This window comes from Amaricoccus macauensis (genome assembly GCF_049800915.1).
Lineage (GTDB): Bacteria > Pseudomonadota > Alphaproteobacteria > Rhodobacterales > Rhodobacteraceae > Amaricoccus > Amaricoccus macauensis_A.
Genome location: NZ_JBNAFY010000006.1, coordinates 113,490 through 130,765 on the forward strand (window position 1 = coordinate 113,490; position 17,276 = coordinate 130,765).

Consider the following 17,276-nt stretch of genomic DNA (forward strand, 5'->3'; position numbering starts at 1 on the left):
AATGATCGAGGGCCTCGCCCGCCTGACAGACATGGCCGAGAGCGGATTGGCATCATTCGTGCTCGTGTTCATGCGGATCGGTGCGGTGATGTTCCTGCTCCCCGGTTTTGGCGACAACTCCATCCCGCAGCGTGTAAGGCTTGCTCTTACATTCGCCTTTGCGCTCGTCGTATGGCCGATGATCGCACCTACACTCGATCCGCCTTCCCCCGAAAGGCCTCTCTTCTTCCAGATGATCATAGAAGCCTGCGCAGGGTTGTTGCTCGGTCTCTCGCTCCGGCTGATGATCTTCGCATTGCAATTTGCAGGCTCGGTCGCGGCGCAGTCCACGTCACTTGCCCAGATCTTCGGGTCAGGTGTCGCACCCGATCCGATGCCCGCAATTGGCAACCTGATGATGCTTGCTGGTGTCGCCCTCGCCGTCACGACAGGCCTGCATGTAAAGGTTGCGATCCTTCTCGCGCGCTCCTACGAGATTCTGCCGCTCGGGTTGCCCATTCCTTCCCAAGACGTTGCAACCTGGGGAACGGCGAGAGTAGGTGCCGCATTTGCACTTGGCTTCTCTCTCGCGGCGCCATTCGTCCTCACAGCCTTCGCCTACAACGTTGCCCTTGGAGCGATCAACCGCGCGATGCCCACGCTCATGGTTGCCTTCATTGGTGCCCCGGCAATCGTGGGCGCTTCCATTTTGCTGCTTCTGCTTGCCTCGCCTCTCATGCTGACCTTCTGGAATGCCAGGCTCGATGACGTGATAATGAACCCCTTGGCGGTGCCGCGATGAGCGACGAGTCGAGTGGTGGTGGCGAGAAGTCATTCGATCCTACCCCGCAGCGCCTGGAGGAGGCGCGCAAGAAAGGCGATATTCCTCGCTCCAACGATCTCACTGCAGCAGCCGTCTACCTCGCTTTCCTTGGCGTGGTAGTTACGGTCGGTGGATTTGCGGTCGAACAGGCAGCGTCGACACTGATGATCTTCATCAGTCACCCCGACAGGCTCGCGGGCGTTATCCTTGGCCCGGCAGGTCCCACAATGCTAGGCGGTATCCTGTCAGAAGCCCTCTGGGCGTTGGGTCCACTGTTCCTTATCCCGATTGCCGCAGTGATCGTGAGCCTCGTCGCCCAACGGGCGGTGGTGTTCTCAGGCGACAAGATCAAACCAAAACTCTCTAAGATCTCTGTTCTGAAGAACGCAAAGCAGAAATTCGGGCCCACGGGCCTCATGGAATTCTTCAAGCAGTTCGTGAAGCTGAGCGCGATTTCATTGACGCTCTACATCTTCATGAAAGGCGATCTCGACCGGATGATCGGCGCGGCCAGAACGGACGCACGGGTTACTGTGACGCTGATGCTCGACTCCCTGAAGATCATCTTGAGCGCGATTTGCATAATGGCGGCGGTCATCGCGGCACTCGATCTTTTCTGGCAACGGTATGATCACGCGCGCAAGCTGCGCATGTCCTACCAGGATCTCAAGGAAGAGCTGAAGCGATCGGAGGGCGATCCGCACATGAAGGCCCAGCGGCGTCAGCGTGCCCAATCCATCGCAACAAACCGGATGCTGCTCGATGTGCCAAAGGCAGATGTCATCATCGTCAACCCAACCCATTTTGCGGTGGCTCTGAAGTGGTCACGAGAAAAAGGGTCGGCACCGGAATGCATAGCGAAGGGCGAAGACGAGATCGCACTCAGAATTCGCGAAATCGCCGAAACTGCGAAGATCCCGATACACAGCGATCCACCTACCGCAAGAGCACTCTTCGCTTCGGTCGAAATCGGACAGCAGATCTCGACGGAACACTACCGTGCCGTTGCTGCCGCGATTCGCTTCGCTGACCACGCCCGCAAGAGCGCCAGGGAAAGGGGAGATCTATGAAACCCAAACAGCTGCGCCAATTGACCGCGCTCGCCGAGGCACGCAGATCGCGGGATCTCGCGGCATTGGAAGCGGCAATGAATGAGGATCGTCGTTTAGCCCAAGCCATCGACCACTACGCGAAGTCGCCGGCACTGGACCTCAGAGAAGACGGAGGTGCTTTCCAGTTCAATCAGATGGCCCTGCGACAGCAATGGGCTGACCGCAACATCGCTCTGGCGCGTCAGCAGCGGGTCGAACTTGCCAAACGAATTGCCGGATTGAGGAAGAAGGCAGCTTCCAGTCTCGGCAAGCACGAAGCTCTCGAGAAACTGACCGAGCAGGCGAACAAGTCGCAGGCAGAGACAGAGCGCACACGGACCGAACGCGAAGCACCCGTGCCGCAGCCCCAGAAAGGCTGGGGCGAGACGTACTAATAGAATGGGTGGCAAGAAGCGCGGACGGATACGAACGCTAAACGTCCTGCCGGTTGATCTCTGTGATCAGGACCTCAGTCACCAGTTCGCTCCCCATAACCGACTGTGCGGCACGCAGAAGTGCTGTCTTTAGATCTTCAATCTTGCGACCGGCGGTGAAGCTGCCGCTGAACCCACCCGTATTCGAATGCTGGAACATTGCATCAAGAAGCCGATCGCGCAGCCGCGGTTCCATGGCAAGTACAAGGTCGGGGTTTTCGACAGTCGCAGCGACCGAGAGTGAAACCACCACCATCGAGACCACTTTTTCTCCAGACGAGAAAACGGGAATGACAAAAGGCTTCTCGAGAGGCACGTAGATTGCCTCTGCCTCGTCCTCATCATGGTTGCCTGCATCATCGGGCTCGAAGGGATCGACACCTGCCACGTCTGTGCAATCTTCGACGGAAACGGGTCCATGATCGCCGTCTGACTCCATCTCCGCGGCGCCATCACCTTCATGAAGCGCGTCGCCACAAGCCGCAAGGGCGTGTTCGCCTTCCGGTGGTGGTGGCTTCAGTGCGAAGCCCGCCCCGACGCCCGCACCCAATCCAACCAACGCCAGTGCAATGGGAACCAGCAGTTTCATAGGCAAGCGCTCCTTAGTACGGAATGACTTGGTCGATCACCTGTTGCCCCCAGCGCGGCTGCTGGACATTGGTGATCTGGCCGCGGCCGCCATATGAGATACGTGCACCGGCGATCCGGTCGTAGCTGATCTCATTGTAGCGGGAGATGTCCTCGGGCCGCACGATTCCCGCGACCAGAAGGTTGCGCAACTCGTTGTTGACCCGTACTTCCTGGTCGCCCTGTATGACGAGATGACCGTTGGGCAGCACATCGACTACAGTCGCCGCAACCCTCAAGGAGATGCTCTCGTCCCGGGAAACCGAACCGGAGCCGCTGAAGTTCGAGTTTGACCCCATCTCCAGGTCGGGTGTGAAGGAACCCACATCGGGGCCAAGCTTCGGGCCGATCCCGAAGAACGCTCCGACGGATGCGCTTTCGCTTCCGGAGCGAGAACGATCTGTTTCGTTGTTGATTTCAGCCTCGTCGTCGATCTCGATCGTGACCGTGAGAATATCACCCAGCTTCCGGGCACGCTTGTCCCCCAAAAGACCGCTCGGGCTTGTACTCCATAGAGAGCCACTCTGATAGGCGAATCTTGCGGGTTCCGGCGCCGGCACTGCCAATGCGGCACGATCAGCCGACATCATTCCATTTGCGGCATCGTAGTCCGATCCGATCTCACTCAGTTCGGGCGGTTTGCCGATAGGTGTGCAGGCGATCAAACCACAAGAGAGCGCGGCACATGCGAAGGAATGGAAGCGGCGGCGCATCATCTTGCAACCCTTATGGTTCCGTTGGGGGCTACTGATCCCGTCACGACCTGACGGGAAGAGAGGTTCATCACACGGATCTGATCTCCGGGACCGCCACGATCGAGCGAGCGACCGTCGGTCGCGATATTGAGGGGACCTTCGGCATAGATCATTTTGACGAGCTGATTCCGCTCGACAATTGCCGGAGCGCCGATCTGCCCCTTCAGAATAGGTCGACCGGGATAAAGCGAGACCTTTGCCTCCTGGCCGACGACCGCTGAAGCGTCGTGATACGCACCCGGGGCATCCTTGTCTTCCGCAATCGCTACGTCTTCCGGACCGATCACCTGCGCTCCGCGAATTGCCCGGATCGGCACAACAGCCTGAGCCAGGGCAAATTCAACTGGCAGCGCGGCGGCCATCAGGACCGCCAGCGCCGCATTCGCGCAGTTCCGGAGCGTCAGTGGCATGATTTACCTGATCTGAACCGTCGAAGAGAGCATCTGGTCAGCTGCAGTGATGACCTTGGCGTTGAGCTCGTAGCCCCTCTGCGCCTCGATCAGATCCGTGAGTTCCTTCACCGCGTCGACACTCGAGTCTTCCAGATAGCCCTGACGGAAGATCCCGCGTCCGTCCTCCCCGGGAGCACCGACATTGGGTTGGCCGGAAGCTTCGGTTTCCCGGTAGAGATTCGAGCCAAGAGCCTCGAGGCCCTTGTCATTGGAGAAGGTCACGATGTCGAACTGGCCGATCAGTTGTGCCTCGATCTGATCCCGGAAATAGACATAGACTTCGCCATCAGCATTGATTGCAATTTCAATTGCCTCTTCAGGGACCGTCACACCAGCACCAACCTGAAAGCCATCCGAAGTCACGATCAGCCCGTCGCCGTTGCGCTTGAGTGCGCCATCGCGGGTATAGGCCTGCTCGCCGCCAGGGAGGGCAATCTCGATATACCCACCGCCATCAATCGCAAGATCCAGCGAAGCGCCGGTTTCGGACAACGACCCTTGCATGACATCCATGGATACGGCCGCGGTTCGGACACCGAGACCAAGCTGCACGCCGGCCGGGATCACGGTCCCCTCTGCCGAACTGATGGAACCGGGCTGAACCGCCTGCTGATAGTGCAGGTCGGCAAATTCCGCGCGGCGGGCGTTATACCCCGTGGTATTCATGTTCGCGAGGTTGTTGGAGATCACCTCGACGCGGCGCTGCTGGGCTGACATACCGGTTGCCGCAATACTCAAAGCACGCATTTTACTAACTCTCCCAATACTTCAGGGTGTGTGGGGCTCAACTACCCTGGCCGAGAACCTGTACGACCTGCTTGATCCGCTCATCCTCTTGCTCGACTAGTTTCTGACCAAATTCGTAGGCCCGCTGAACCTCGATCAGTTGGGTCATCTCCCAGACCGCATTGACGTTTGACTGCTCGACGAAACCCTGCACGATATTGGACGCACCAGGCTCCACGGGTGCCACGTTTCCGTCGACTCGGAAGAGTGTGCCTCCTTCACGAAAGACGGTTGTGGGATCCTCGGGCACGACAAGCCCAAGCTGGGCAATCGGCTGACCATCACCCGAAAGCGTCCCATCTGGCGAAAGGTTGATGCTGGCGATCTCAAAGGGGATCAGGACCGGACCACCGCCTTCGTCAAGCAGTTGATGGCCATCCATGTTGACGACCTGGCCATTTGCATCACGTGTGAAAGCTCCTGCGCGTGTAAGGCGCTCTCCCGCCGGGGTCATGACGGTAAAGTAGCCCTCTCCTTCAATCGCAAAGTCGAGAGACCCGCCCGTGGGCGACAGTGCTCCCTGAAGAAGGTCGGTATAGCGTCCCCGTGCATCCGTCATGGCGACACTGCCGCCTTCAACCGGAAGCATCTCGACCATTTCCGCGAATACCACGCCTTCTCGCTGGTATCCGGTCGTGGAAACGTTCGCGATATTGTTGGCGACCGTCTGCATCGCTTTCTGGAGTCCCGCCTGGCGGGTCAAAGAGACATAGCCTGCAAGATCCATCGACTTCTCCGCTTTCTGCGCCTGGCTGCCCGGGAGATACCGGTGCAGGACGCAACTTGAACCGCCTTGGTAAAGATTCAGTCAAAGACGGAAATTCACTGCTTTGTTTAGGCAAACGCGCTGCAGACAGCGCATTCATTGCCATTGGGCCTCTAGAATCACCCGGCGTCAGGCACCCGTGATCAGAGGGATGATCTTTTCCTGGAAGAGGCGCACAAGCATTTGGCTCGCAAAGCTCATCGAAAACCAATAGGCGGCCAGAATTGCAGCCAGCTTAGGCACGAAGGTGAGAGTCAGCTCTTGGACGGACGTAAGAGCCTGCAGAAGGCCGATGACCAAACCCACAATCAGAGCGACACCCAGAATGGGCAAAGCAATGATCAAAGCGGTCCAGAGGCTCTCCCGCAGGATATCTAGCATGACAGGCTCAGTCAGCATGACCGCACCATTTGGAGCCCTCTTCCGTCATTAGACGGGCATTCGCAGAATTTCCTGATAGGCTTCGACAACCTTGTTGCGGACCGCGACGGCCGTCTGAACAGCGAGATCGGTCGCGGCCATCGCTTCGACGACAGCCTGCGGATCGGCCCGACCTGCAAGTCCTGCCTTTACCGTTTCCTCGCCTGCACGGAGCGTTTGCATGAAGTCTTCGGTGGTTGTCTGAAAGACCTCGCCCGCAGTCTTGGCTTCAGCCTCACGGGGCTCGGGCCGCGCAGCCATCTGCGCCTTGTTGTAGAGTTGGGAGGCGAGCGTTGCGTTGACGTCCATGACTAGGGATCCCTTTTTCATCTACGTAGCAGTTCGAGAAGCGACGAGTTCATGTCTCGCGCTTGCTCGAACATCCTCAGGTTTGCCTGGTAGCTACGGTTCGCTTCCCGCGAGTCCGCGACCTCTACCATCAGCTGTACATTGGAACCCTCGACGAAGCCCTGTTCATCGGCCAGCGGATGATTGGGTTGTAGGGTTCGCTCGACCGGTGACTCGTCGAGCCGGACGCGGCCGGTAGCTACCGCGCGCGTCTCGTTGGTGTGGTCATAGACTTCTTCAAATGAAACGACTTTCCGCTGATAGCCCGGTGTGTCGACATTGGCGATATTCTCTGCCGATAGCCGGATCCGCGCCGCCTGAGCACGCATGCCACTCGCGGACGCCGCCATAGTACGCATCAACTCATCCATCTGGCTTACCTCGTAGCTCAGCGCCCAAGTGAGGTGCGCATGATTTCCATAGATTTCTGGTAGACGCCGAGCGCGAGCTTGTGATGCTCACGCACATCGGTCGAACGCATCATCTGATCTTCAAGCGAAACGGTATTGCCGTTCGGCGATTCAGCACCAAAAGCCGTCAACTCGAACGGCCTATAGTTTGGATTGTCGGCGCCGAAGGCGATATGGCCCGGTCGTGTGGTCTTTGCCTCGAAATGGGGAACACTGTTGTTCAGTGTTTCCTCAAAACTGGCAATGTCGCGCGCCCGATAGCCAGGTGTATCCGCATGGGCTATGTTCTCCGCAATGACCTGCTGCCGGGCGGCGGAGTGCGTTGCAAGCCCGCTTGCGAGACGCAAAACATTCAGGTTCATATCCATGAGCCGGCTTCTCCCGCGTGATACGACGAAACCTGCTCTTAACCTACTCATGGTTTACAAACTGTAACCGCAGGTAGCGAGGATAGGCCCGATGCTCACTGATTTTTCCGCGCTCAGCACGGAAATCTCCCGTATTTCAAATACGCGACGAGTCGGACGCGTCGTTGCCGTCAGCACCGATTCGCTTGAGATCGCCGGACTGGTTCATCAGGCACGAATTGGCGATCAGATCGCGATTATGCTGAAGAATGGAACGGAACTCGGAGGCGAAATAGTGGGCGTATCGGAAAGCCGAGCGCGCGCCATGACCTATGCTCCTCTTGATGGGGCAGCCATCGGCAATCCGGTAACGCTGCTTGGTCCCGCTGGAGTTCATCCAGATGTCAGTTGGATGGGCCGGATCGTCGATGCGTTCGGACACCCAATGGATGGACGGCCGCTCTCCCAAGGTACGGCAAGTGCGAGCCTGCGCCAACCACCGCCCGAACCCGCCCTTCGAAAGGCCATGGGCGCGCGCGTCTCGACGGGGTTGGCAGCTTTCAATTCCGTCCTGCCACTCGCACGTGGACAGCGTATCGGCGTCTTTTCCGGTTCGGGTGTTGGCAAGTCCACACTGCTTGCCGATCTAGCGCGCGGGATCGAGGCCGATATCGTTGTGCTTGCCCTGATTGGTGAACGCGGTCGCGAGTTGCGCGACTTCGTCGACAATGTGTTGGGGCCCGAAGGCATGGCACGGTCAGTGGTCGTCGCGGCAACTTCAGATCAGGCTCCATTAATCAAGCGCCGTGCGGCATGGATGGCGATGGCATCTGCAGAAGTATTTCGCGACCAGGGCCATCATGTCCTCCTTCTAATCGATTCGCTGACACGCTTTGCGGAAGCCCATCGGGAGATCGCGCTGACGGCTGGAGAATCGGCTACGCTCCGCGGCTTCCCGCCCTCAGTATCCAATCTTATCGCTTCACTCTGCGAGCGGGCTGGCCCCGGCACTTTCGGCAAGGGCGACATTACCGGAGTTTTCAGCGTACTCGTTGCCGGTTCGGATATGGAAGAACCCATCGCGGATATTACCCGCGGCGTGCTCGACGGCCATGTCGTTTTGGACAGAGAGATAGCGGAGCGCGGTCGCTTCCCGGCAGTGGATGTCCGCCGGTCTGTGTCCCGCTCCCTGCCGGGCGTTGCCACCGAGGCCGAGAATGCAATGATCGGAAAGGTTCGACGCGTTTTGACGGCCTACGAGAATTCAGCACTCATGATCCAGACCGGCCTCTATGCAAAGGGCAGTGACCCGGCAATTGACGAGGCTATCAACCTATGGCCGAAACTTGATGCATTCTTCGCGGAACGTGCGGAAGATGGAATCGAGGCAACCTTCGAAAGGCTTGCCTCGTTGCTGGAAACCGCACCCGGCCAAGCCGGCGGTTACTCGTCGATTCCGTAGAGCAGATTGATAATTCCGTAGGACGCCGAAGAATGGTTGCCCTGTAGTATCTTGAGCGCGTTGGCACCGGGACCCTGCGGATTGTTCCAGCCTTCTTCGATCTGCTGAAATGCCAGGAAGCGCGTGATGAGCTTGTCGACATTGGCCTCATCTTCCAGCGCCGAAAGACTCCCATCGCCGAGAAACTGCTCGGCCTTCCGTTCCATCATCCGGGCCTGCTGGTCGATGTCGAGGTTAACGAACTGCGACGGCAATCCGAACGCACCCTCGAAGAATGTGCGCAGATCCTCATCTCCGAGCACAGTGTACCAGGATTTCGCCTTGGCCTCCTCGTCGCCCTCGGCCGCTGCCTCGGCCCCGGTCAGCATGTCGATGCTGCGCTCGAACGCCATGACCGTTCCCAGATAGTCCTTTTCCTCGGAGACGGCGGTCTCGAATTTCCGCTCTTTGAAAGCGGAAATGATCTTGTCCGCGAAACCCTCGGTCGCGGTCTGCACTCCGGTCTCGTTGCCGAAGCCGAAATCTTCCGCCATCTCCTTGTACCCGTTCACCGTTATACGATTGGCAAGCGAGTCTTCGTCGTCCGTACCGCCCTCCAGAACTGTACGAACGAGCGCCTTCTTGTAGGTGTCATCTTCAAGGCCATAGGCCGTCAGGGCGAATTCCAGAAGTCGGTAGTCGCCGATGAGATCTTCAGCGGTCTCGACCTTACCGATGTTCTCCTTGAAGTAGGCAATCTCCCGCTGCATGAGCGCATCGTTTTCGAAAGTTGCCTTCTGCGCTTCCTGAGTGCGCTCCAAGTAGCGCCACCCGGCAATGCCCGACAAAGGAACCTGTACCTGGTATGCCATGACCTCTCTCCTGCCCTATTGCCCCGAGGCAACGGCCATCAGTCGGGTTTCGCGCGGAAGAAGACACCGTAGCGCCTTCAGCGCCTGGTAGAACCGGCCTTCGATCACCGAATCGGTCGCGGCGACGAGATGGTCTCGGCTATCTTGGTCGAGGAAAACCTGGCTGAGCTGCTCAATACCGTTCAGAAGCTGCGGTCGCGCATCTTCCGGATCGGCCTCGCCCGCAAGAACGAGCTGGGCGATGTAGCAAACCCGCTTGACCGGTGTGTTGGCCTCGTTGGGATGGATCGCATCACGAAGACGGAGCACATTCGCATCCGGTGTCATGATGTTGATGCGGGTCCGACGATCACCGTTTTCCATGACAACGCCGTTGATCATGATACGCTCGCGCGGACCAAGCTTGAGAACAAGACCGCTCATGCCGCCACCTCGACCGATCCTCTCAGACCACGCATGATCGAGGTATTGATGTCGATGAGCGGCTCAATGCTTTCCCTGCCACGAAGCACTGCCTTGCTGTGCTTCTGAACGAAGTCAGCCAAGGAAAGCAGCTGAACCCGCAAATCCATTGGGAGTGAATTCCCGTCCTCACGCAGATCCTGCGAGAGGATCGCCCAAAGTCTCTGATTGACAAAAACCGCTTCCGCGAGTGCCGGGAATGCAGACTTGTCGCTCTCGTCGACGGCCTTGAGGGAACTGGTTACACGAGCGAATGCTGCATACTCAGCACCCCGGTCGGTCCGGACGGGTGCGGCGGCAGCGGCATATCCGCTTAGGGCGTTCTTACTATTGCTCATCGGAAACCTCAGGAATCACATACGGCGACTTCGTCCGCGGCCGGGGAGGTCAGGACAATTCTTGCTACCCGGAAAAACGGGGCGGGATATTTCCCGCCCCGCTCAGGTCCATTACTGGAACAGCGACAGGATTGCCTGCGGTGCCTGGTTGGCGATCGACAGAGCCTGCGTGCCAAGCTGCTGCTGCGTCTGAAGAGCGGTCAGACGGGCAGAAGCTTCTTCCATGTCAGCGTCGACGAGCGCGCTCACACCGTTGGTCAGTGCGTCCGACTGCTTGGACAGGTAGGAAGACTGGGTCTCGATGCGAGCCTGCGCGGCACCGAAGGCAGCTGCGGCTGCGTTCACGGTGTCGAGTTCGGCATCAACCGCATCCATGTCGGCCTGCGAACCATCGAAAGCAAGGCCGGTCAGGGCCGATGCAACGGCTTCGAGGTCAACCATAGCGATGGTCATGGTATCGACCGTTGCCAGGGTGCCCGAAGCATCGCGAACAACAGCCATCGTCACCGTCTGGCTTGCGCCGTTCGTGCCGTTGGTGAGGCTCGCGCCGTTGAACTGGGACGACAGAGCAATCGAGCTGATCGTCGCAGCCAGAGCTTCGATTTCGGTCTGCAGGGTAGCCTGTTCTTCAGCGGTCGCACCAGCGGCCTGAACAACCTTTTCCTGAGCCTGGATGAGCAGGTCAGCAACCTGTTCCGTTGCAGAACGGGCTACGCCAACCATCGCGTCAGCCTTGTCGAGGTTCTCGACAAGTTTGTCGAAGATGGCGACGTCTTCCTTCATGGTCGAAGCAATCGACCAAGTCGCAGCGTTATCCTTCGAGTTGGAAACCTTGAGGCCGGTCGAAACTTCGTTCTGAACGCCCGCGAGGTCATTGTTGATCCCCTTGAGGGTCTGGAGAGCAACCATTGCGGAGGAGTTGGTGAGAATGCTGGACATAAGTCAGTTCCTTGATACAAGCGGTGCCTTCGACACCGCGTAGGGTTTACAGGCCCCGCACCACACGGGACCGCTACTCGCCATTCTGACTTTGCGACTACTGGTCAGTTCCCAACCTCGCCGCGCCGGCTCATCGCCGCATGCAACGGACATACAGCGAACACGGTTGCGCAAATCCTAACGGGGCCCCGAAATCGGCTCGGCAAACCCCTGAGAATGCTTAGATTTTTTCGGGAATTTAATTAAGTCACGGGTGCATCTTCATGCGAGAAATCGTCATCCCCTTGAAAATGCAAGCTTGCTTCCGGGCGAAGCCCTGCGATTTTCTGATTGTTTCATCTGTCCATCACGGAGTTCAGCTAGGGTCTGATCGGCAATTTTACGGCTTTCTGGGTACCTTGCGGCAGTACAGCTCCAACCTGTGATGCACGATTTCATATCCCAGCTCGGCCGCGATCTCCTTCTGGAGCGCCTCGATGCGATCGGAAGCAAACTCGATCACATCCCCTGTTTCCAAGTCAATCAGGTGATCGTGGTGGTCCGAATGCGCATTCTCGAACCTGGCCGGTCCCCCGCCAAACGCGTGGCGCTGGATTGCACCTGATTCTTCAAGGACCCGCATGGTCCGATAGACGGTTGCCAGAGAAATACGGCTGTCCTGCAATGAGGCACGGCGATGAATCTCACCCGCGTCCGGATGCCCGCCGATCGAATGCAGGATCTCCAGAATGATGCGTCGCTGACGAGTCATCCGCAGCCCTGCCGAACGGAGCAGTTCTTCAGACTCATCAATCGCGGTCATATCGTTCATGGTCCGAACCATACACCGAAGCTTCCCGGCTTGGGAAGCTCTTGATGCAAATGATTTGCAATTGCATTGACAGCTAGCTTTCGATTGCTAATCTCCGCCTCGACTTGTTCCAAAAGGGTAGGTGTTCCATGCGCCGAATCGGCACTCTTCTGATTTCAATGATTGCGGTCAGCACCGCGCTGCCGGCCTTAGCCGATGAGAAACTGAAAGTAGCAACGACATTCACGATCATCGCCGACATGGCCCGAAACGTCGGAGGTGAAGCAGTCGAGGTCGAATCGCTGACGAAACCGGGCGCCGAGATCCATTACTATCAGCCGACACCGGGCGATATCATCCGGGCACGAGACGCCGACATGGTGCTGCTTAATGGGTTGAACCTTGAGCAATGGTTCGAGCGGTTTCTGAGGAACCTGGGCGATATCCCCTCTGTAACGGTCACGGAAGGAATCGAGCCACTGAGTATCGTGGAGGGACCGTACGAAGGCAAACCCAACCCCCACGCGTGGATGTCCCCGGATGCGGCGATCACATATGTGGAGAATATTCGCGCGGCCTTCGCAGAAGCGGATCCTGAGAATGCCGAACTCTACGCAGAAAATGCCGCCGCATACTCTGACCAGATCCGAGCCCTGACCGATCCGATCCGGAAGTCCTTCGCCGACATTCCCGAAGAGCAACGCTGGCTCGTCACCTCTGAAGGGGCATTCAGTTATCTGGCGCGCGACTTCGACCTGCGGGAACTCTACATTTGGCCGATCAATGCAGACCAGCAGGGGACCCCCCAGCAGGTACGCAATGTCATCGATACAGTTCGAGAAAACAACATTCCGGTCGTGTTCAGCGAAAGCACTGTCCCCCCCGACGCCGCAGAACAGATTGCACGGGAAACTGGCGCTGAATACGGTGGCGTGCTTTACGTTGACAGTCTCTCGGAAGCGAACGGGCCTGTCCCGACCTATATCGAACTGATGCGAGTGACGACTGGAACTATTGCGGAGGGGCTTCTGCGTTGAAGGATACTTCAGCCCATGAAGAAGGGCTCCATCTTACCGATGTGAGTGTCACGTATCGATCTGGTCTGACGGCGATCGAGGGCGCAAGTTTTTCGATTCCACGCGGATCGATCACGGCGCTCGTGGGTGTAAACGGATCGGGCAAATCGACCCTCTTTAAGTCGATCATGGGATTTGTCCCACTCTCCGCGGGACAGGTCGATATCCTCGGCCGCCCAGCCCGTGCCGCTCTCTCTGACAACTTGGTGGCATACGTTCCCCAGGCAGAGGAAGTGGACTGGTCCTTTCCCGTTCTTGTCGAAGACGTGGTGATGATGGGCCGATATGGTCACATGAACTGGCTGCGGCGTCCAAAGGCCCGCGATCACGACCTCGTCGCATCATCACTCGCACGGGTAAATATGCTCGAGTTCCGCAAGCGACAGATCGGTGAGCTCTCGGGCGGGCAGAAGAAGCGCGTCTTCCTCGCCCGTGCACTGGCGCAGGAGAGTCAGGTAATTCTACTTGACGAACCTTTCACGGGCGTCGACGTCACGACCGAGGACCAGATCGTTCAACTCCTGAAGGACCTTCGCGAGGAGGGACGTGTGATGCTCGTTTCGACCCACAACCTCGGGTCGGTGACGGAATATTGCGATCGAGCCGTAGTGATCAATCGTCGGGTGCTCGCTGCCGGTCTGACGGAAGAGGTCTTCACGCAGGCAAATCTGGAAGAAGCCTTTGGCGGCAAGCTCAGGCACTTCGTGCTCGGAGGGGCTGACCTGCACCACGACGACGAGGATCGTCGGCGCGTTACGGTTCTCACTGATGATGAACGACCCTTTGTCATCTACAGTGAGGACGAAGCCGATTCAGAACTCCGGCGCCAAGCCACCGCGGAAGGCAATGGATGACGTTTCTGCTGGAGCCTCTCGACTACAACTACATGGTCAACGCCATATGGGTGAGCGGCTTGGTTGGTTGTGTATGCGGCTTCCTTTCTGCGTTCCTCATGCTGAAGGGCTGGTCGCTGATCGGTGACGCGCTCAGCCACGCGATCATTCCTGGTGTAGCTGGCGCCTACATGCTGGGTCTGCCCTTCGCGGCTGGTGCGTTCATTTCCGGCGGTCTGGCTGCGGCAGCGATCCTCTCGCTTTCATCGATCACTCGACTGAAGCAGGATGCGGTAATCGGCATTATCTTCACATCCTTCTTCGCGCTCGGCCTCTTCATGGTGTCACTGAACCCGACATCGGTGAATGTGCAGACGATCGTAATGGGCAACATTCTTGCCGTCACACCGGCAGACACGGTTCAGCTCGTCATAATCTCCGTTGTCACGCTGGCCATCCTGCTGGCGAAATGGAAAGATCTGATGGTGGTTTTCTTTGACGAGGCTCATGCGCGCTCCGTCGGGCTGCCTGCCACGACGCTCAAGATCGTATTCTTCACCCTCCTTGCAGCGGCAACCGTCGCAGCGCTCCAGACCGTCGGCGCGTTTCTCGTCATCGCAATGGTGGTAACACCCGGCGCCACGGCCTATCTCCTCACGGATCGGTTTGATCGACTGATCATGCTCAGCGCGGCCATCGGGCTGCTCACCTCGGTTGTGGGGGGCTATGGAAGCTATTTTCTCGATGGTGCGACTGGAGGCATCGTGGTTGTTCTGCAAACACTCGTGTTCCTCGCGGCATTTGTCCTGGCACCGAAACACGGGATGCTCGCGGCAAGAAGGCGGGCTCGGCAGGGAGATAGCTGAGAATGGAACTCGTATTCCTGCCCTTCCAACTCGACTTCATGCAACGCGCCTTCTTGGTGACAGCGCTTGTTGCACTGCCAATGTCGCTTCTTTCCTGCTTTCTCGTGTTGCGTGGCTGGTCGTTGATGGGAGATGCAATCAGTCACGCCGTCCTGCCGGGCATCGTCGTGGCCTACTGGTTTGCGATACCACTGGCTATCGGGGCCTTTCTCGCCGGCATGCTATGCGCATTGGCCACCGGCTTCGTGAAAGACCACAGCCGGATCAAGGAAGACACCGCCATGGGCATCGTCTTTTCCGGCATGTTTGCGCTCGGGATCGTACTCTATATATGGACACCCACTGACGTACACCTCGATCACATCCTCTTCGGTGATCCACTTGGCATCAGCTGGGACGATCTATGGAAAACCGCGCTGCTCGTCCTGCCGATCACGGCTGTTGTACTTGCCGCGCGTCGAGGTCTTCTCGTTCATGCATTCGACGCCCAACACGCCCGCGCCATCGGTTTGCCCACTGGCTGGCTGCACTACGGTCTCTTGGCACTGGTATCCCTGACTGTCGTCGCGGCACTTCAGGCCGTGGGGATTATCCTCGCCATTGCATTCCTCATCACGCCCGGCGCCATCGCGTCTCTCTGGGTAAAGCGTTTTGGACCGATGCTGGTTCTGGCCTGCGCGGTTGCGCTCGTTTCAACTCTTGTCGGGGTTTATGCCAGCTTCTGGCTGGATAGCGCGCCAGCTCCCACGACAGTGCTGGCCATGATGATCGCTTTCGTAGGAAGCCTCATGGTGCCGGGGCGAGAACGCGCAACACAACAGAGCCAGAAAGCCTAGCCTACTCTGCCGCGGCGAAATCGCGCGGTGGCCCAAGCGCGGAAAGGGCCATGAAGGCTGCTACGACGAATAGTCCTGCCTCAATGGCGAATACGATCCCATATGCCAGATGCTGCTGCTCGAAGACCAGACGCATCGTATCGGCACCAGCCGCGCCGATTAGCCCGCCAAGCCCGGCCGCAACCGCCTGAGCCCCACCCCAGACGCCCATTCGGGCACCTTCCCGGCCCCCTTCACGACCCCCGGCCAGTTGCATCATCGCTCCAATGGCGGAGACGGCGAAGACGCCATTCGCAAACCCAAGGAAAAACACAGGCACAAGGAGGAGTGTGCCAGATCCCGTCGCCCCTACTACGGCGATTGCGGCAAGCGCGCATGCCGACCCGATACAACCGACGGACGTCCAGAAGCGCAAGGAGCCGATCCCGAACCCTGTCGACAATCCGCCAACCGCGATGACCCCAAGCAAGACCGCGCCGTTCTGCATACCGGCCATGGAGGTCGAACTACCCGGCGAAAAACCGAAGACGTGACCCGCATATGGTTCAAGGATCAGTTCCTGCATCGAATAAGCAATCATCGAGAGGAACACAAAGAGCGCAAAGCGCCGTGACGACGGTTCTGACCAGATTTCGGCAAGGGCCACGCGAAAGGGCGTACGCGAAGGCTCATGCTCCTTTTGGGTGCCTGCCTCAGTTTCGAGACGGGCAATCGAAAGAACGGAAACCGCCAGAGAAAGGGCGCAGACCACAGCCACGATCCGAAGAAGCCGCCCCGGCGAGTAGGGATCCAGAAACTGTCCCATCAATGTCGCAGTAAGGGCTATTCCGCCGATCATCATGAGCCAGGTGATCGTTGCGGCCGCAGCTCTCCGTTCAGGTTGGGTCAGGACGGCAAGCAGCGCAAGCAATGTAGTGGCCGCCGCACCTGCTCCCGCACCGATGAGCGCAAAACCCAGTGCCGCAAGGGCCAGACCTGCGCCGATTTGCGTCCCCGCAAGAACGGTGCCGAATGTAGCCAGCATCCCGCCTGCGGCAAGAACCGCCACGCCGCCAATGATCCATGGCACCCGACGCCGACCGGAGTCCGAACGAAAGCCCCAGTAGGGCCTCGACAGCTGAAGGGCATAGTAAAGCGCCACCAGCAAACCAGGCACGACGGCAGCCAGGTCAAGCTCCACAACCATGATGCGGTTGAGTGTCGAAGTCGTCATCGCGATCACGGAACCGATCGCCATCTGAACAAGTCCGAGGCGAATGATGCCGGTCCACGACAAGCCAGCAGAGCCGTCGGGCCCGTATGTCACGAGAACTCTCCTCCTGACGATTCGCCATGGGTCGGCGGCCTGGCCGGAAAATTGAGCCGTACTTGACCGAAATCAAACGGCGAGTCGCTTGGCGACGTCAGTATGCACCTCTGTTTCGGAGCGAATGCAAGACCAATGGCGTAGAGCCAGTCCAGTAAAAATTCTGGCAAGACGGGGCTTGTTCCCTAGAATGCATGTCGCTTCATTCGATATAAGACACCGACGGGTGGACATGGCGGCCAACAGATGTCATTTCCTCCTGACCCTGAACCCACGCCT

Annotated in this window: 23 protein-coding genes; 8 read left to right on the forward strand and 15 right to left on the reverse strand. The window is 58.4% G+C overall.

Going from position 1 to position 17,276, the window contains the following annotated elements; all coding sequences use genetic code 11:
* Position 1 precedes the first annotated feature (1 nt).
* The 3 genes from ACP15W_RS15650 to ACP15W_RS15660 are packed head-to-tail and all read left to right on the forward strand — an operon-like array spanning position 2 to position 2,288.
* Complete coding sequence (locus tag ACP15W_RS15650; RefSeq protein WP_424933855.1) at positions 2 to 781, forward strand: flagellar biosynthetic protein FliR; 780 nt, start codon at positions 2 to 4, stop codon at positions 779 to 781.
* Positions 778 to 1,872: a flagellar type III secretion system protein FlhB gene (flhB, locus tag ACP15W_RS15655; protein ID WP_424933856.1), complete on the forward strand. Its 1,095-nt coding sequence runs from the start codon at positions 778 to 780 to the stop codon at positions 1,870 to 1,872. The genes ACP15W_RS15650 and flhB overlap by 4 nt, the downstream gene beginning before the upstream one ends.
* Positions 1,869 to 2,288 carry a hypothetical protein gene (locus tag ACP15W_RS15660; protein ID WP_424933857.1) on the forward strand — a complete coding sequence of 140 codons (420 nt, stop codon included), beginning with the start codon at positions 1,869 to 1,871 and terminating at the stop codon, positions 2,286 to 2,288. The genes flhB and ACP15W_RS15660 overlap by 4 nt, the downstream gene beginning before the upstream one ends.
* Positions 2,289 to 2,325: 37 nt before the next feature.
* Here the strand turns inward: ACP15W_RS15660 and ACP15W_RS15665 are convergent, their stop codons facing one another.
* From ACP15W_RS15665 to ACP15W_RS15705, 9 genes are all read right to left on the reverse strand, one after another.
* Positions 2,326 to 2,916: a flagellar basal body-associated FliL family protein gene (locus ACP15W_RS15665; protein WP_424933858.1), complete on the reverse strand. Its 591-nt coding sequence runs from the start codon at positions 2,914 to 2,916 to the stop codon at positions 2,326 to 2,328.
* 13 nt (positions 2,917 to 2,929) lie between these two features.
* Positions 2,930 to 3,667: a flagellar basal body L-ring protein FlgH gene (flgH, locus tag ACP15W_RS15670; RefSeq protein WP_424934052.1), complete on the reverse strand. Its 738-nt coding sequence runs from the start codon at positions 3,665 to 3,667 to the stop codon at positions 2,930 to 2,932.
* Complete coding sequence (gene flgA / locus ACP15W_RS15675) at positions 3,667 to 4,119, reverse strand: flagellar basal body P-ring formation chaperone FlgA (RefSeq protein WP_424933859.1); 453 nt, start codon at positions 4,117 to 4,119, stop codon at positions 3,667 to 3,669. The genes flgH and flgA overlap by 1 nt, the downstream gene beginning before the upstream one ends.
* Positions 4,120 to 4,122: 3 nt before the next feature.
* Positions 4,123 to 4,908, reverse strand: a complete 786-nt coding sequence (gene flgG / locus ACP15W_RS15680; RefSeq protein WP_424933860.1) for a flagellar basal-body rod protein FlgG — start codon at positions 4,906 to 4,908, stop codon at positions 4,123 to 4,125.
* A gap of 37 nt (positions 4,909 to 4,945) precedes the next feature.
* The gene (locus tag ACP15W_RS15685) at positions 4,946 to 5,674 is read right to left on the reverse strand and encodes a flagellar hook-basal body complex protein (protein WP_424933861.1); all 729 of its coding nucleotides are present in this window, start codon (positions 5,672 to 5,674) and stop codon (positions 4,946 to 4,948) included.
* Between the two features lie 168 nt (positions 5,675 to 5,842).
* Complete coding sequence (locus ACP15W_RS15690; RefSeq protein ID WP_424933862.1) at positions 5,843 to 6,112, reverse strand: flagellar biosynthetic protein FliQ; 270 nt, start codon at positions 6,110 to 6,112, stop codon at positions 5,843 to 5,845.
* Positions 6,113 to 6,142: 30 nt separating this feature from the next.
* A complete protein-coding gene (gene fliE, locus ACP15W_RS15695; RefSeq protein ID WP_424933863.1) occupies positions 6,143 to 6,442 on the reverse strand; it encodes a flagellar hook-basal body complex protein FliE in 300 nt (99 codons plus the stop codon).
* A gap of 17 nt (positions 6,443 to 6,459) precedes the next feature.
* Positions 6,460 to 6,852 carry a flagellar basal body rod protein FlgC gene (gene flgC / locus ACP15W_RS15700; protein WP_424933864.1) on the reverse strand — a complete coding sequence of 131 codons (393 nt, stop codon included), beginning with the start codon at positions 6,850 to 6,852 and terminating at the stop codon, positions 6,460 to 6,462.
* A 17-nt stretch (positions 6,853 to 6,869) separates the two neighbouring features.
* Entirely contained in the window at positions 6,870 to 7,259 is a 390-nt protein-coding gene (locus ACP15W_RS15705; protein ID WP_424933865.1) for a FlgB family protein, read from the reverse strand.
* 91 nt (positions 7,260 to 7,350) lie between these two features.
* Between ACP15W_RS15705 and ACP15W_RS15710 the strand changes: the two genes are divergently transcribed.
* Positions 7,351 to 8,700 carry a FliI/YscN family ATPase gene (locus ACP15W_RS15710; protein WP_424933866.1) on the forward strand — a complete coding sequence of 450 codons (1,350 nt, stop codon included), beginning with the start codon at positions 7,351 to 7,353 and terminating at the stop codon, positions 8,698 to 8,700.
* Here the strand turns inward: ACP15W_RS15710 and ACP15W_RS15715 are convergent.
* The 5 genes from ACP15W_RS15715 to ACP15W_RS15735 form a co-directional block, all read right to left on the reverse strand.
* Positions 8,682 to 9,551, reverse strand: coding sequence for a DUF1217 domain-containing protein (locus ACP15W_RS15715; protein ID WP_424933867.1), 870 nt, complete (start codon positions 9,549 to 9,551; stop codon positions 8,682 to 8,684). The genes ACP15W_RS15710 and ACP15W_RS15715 overlap by 19 nt on opposite strands.
* A 15-nt stretch (positions 9,552 to 9,566) precedes the next feature.
* On the reverse strand, positions 9,567 to 9,974 hold the full coding sequence (gene flbT / locus ACP15W_RS15720; protein WP_424933868.1) for a flagellar biosynthesis repressor FlbT: 408 nt from the start codon (positions 9,972 to 9,974) through the stop codon (positions 9,567 to 9,569).
* Positions 9,971 to 10,351 (reverse strand): flagellar biosynthesis regulator FlaF, encoded by a 381-nt coding sequence (gene flaF, locus ACP15W_RS15725; RefSeq protein WP_424933869.1) that lies wholly within the window; start codon positions 10,349 to 10,351, stop codon positions 9,971 to 9,973. The genes flbT and flaF overlap by 4 nt, the downstream gene beginning before the upstream one ends.
* 111 nt (positions 10,352 to 10,462) lie before the next feature.
* Positions 10,463 to 11,290, reverse strand: coding sequence for a flagellin (locus ACP15W_RS15730; protein ID WP_424933870.1), 828 nt, complete (start codon positions 11,288 to 11,290; stop codon positions 10,463 to 10,465).
* A 379-nt stretch (positions 11,291 to 11,669) separates the two neighbouring features.
* Positions 11,670 to 12,092 carry a Fur family transcriptional regulator gene (locus ACP15W_RS15735; protein WP_424934053.1) on the reverse strand — a complete coding sequence of 141 codons (423 nt, stop codon included), beginning with the start codon at positions 12,090 to 12,092 and terminating at the stop codon, positions 11,670 to 11,672.
* Positions 12,093 to 12,229: 137 nt separating this feature from the next.
* Here ACP15W_RS15735 and ACP15W_RS15740 point away from each other — a divergent pair, with 137 nt between their 5' ends.
* The 4 genes from ACP15W_RS15740 to ACP15W_RS15755 are packed head-to-tail and all read left to right on the forward strand — an operon-like array spanning position 12,230 to position 15,691.
* Positions 12,230 to 13,117: a metal ABC transporter substrate-binding protein gene (locus ACP15W_RS15740; protein WP_424933871.1), complete on the forward strand. Its 888-nt coding sequence runs from the start codon at positions 12,230 to 12,232 to the stop codon at positions 13,115 to 13,117.
* The gene (locus ACP15W_RS15745; protein WP_424933872.1) at positions 13,114 to 14,010 is read left to right on the forward strand and encodes a manganese/iron ABC transporter ATP-binding protein; all 897 of its coding nucleotides are present in this window, start codon (positions 13,114 to 13,116) and stop codon (positions 14,008 to 14,010) included. The genes ACP15W_RS15740 and ACP15W_RS15745 overlap by 4 nt, the downstream gene beginning before the upstream one ends.
* The gene (locus ACP15W_RS15750; RefSeq protein ID WP_424933873.1) at positions 14,007 to 14,855 is read left to right on the forward strand and encodes a metal ABC transporter permease; all 849 of its coding nucleotides are present in this window, start codon (positions 14,007 to 14,009) and stop codon (positions 14,853 to 14,855) included. Before ACP15W_RS15745 ends, ACP15W_RS15750 begins: the two co-directional genes overlap by 4 nt.
* A 2-nt stretch (positions 14,856 to 14,857) precedes the next feature.
* Positions 14,858 to 15,691: a metal ABC transporter permease gene (locus ACP15W_RS15755; protein ID WP_424933874.1), complete on the forward strand. Its 834-nt coding sequence runs from the start codon at positions 14,858 to 14,860 to the stop codon at positions 15,689 to 15,691.
* A 1-nt stretch (position 15,692) separates the two neighbouring features.
* Here ACP15W_RS15755 and ACP15W_RS15760 read toward each other — a convergent pair whose 3' ends face one another.
* Positions 15,693 to 16,928, reverse strand: coding sequence for a BCD family MFS transporter (locus ACP15W_RS15760; protein ID WP_424934054.1), 1,236 nt, complete (start codon positions 16,926 to 16,928; stop codon positions 15,693 to 15,695).
* Positions 16,929 to 17,276 lie beyond the last annotated feature (348 nt).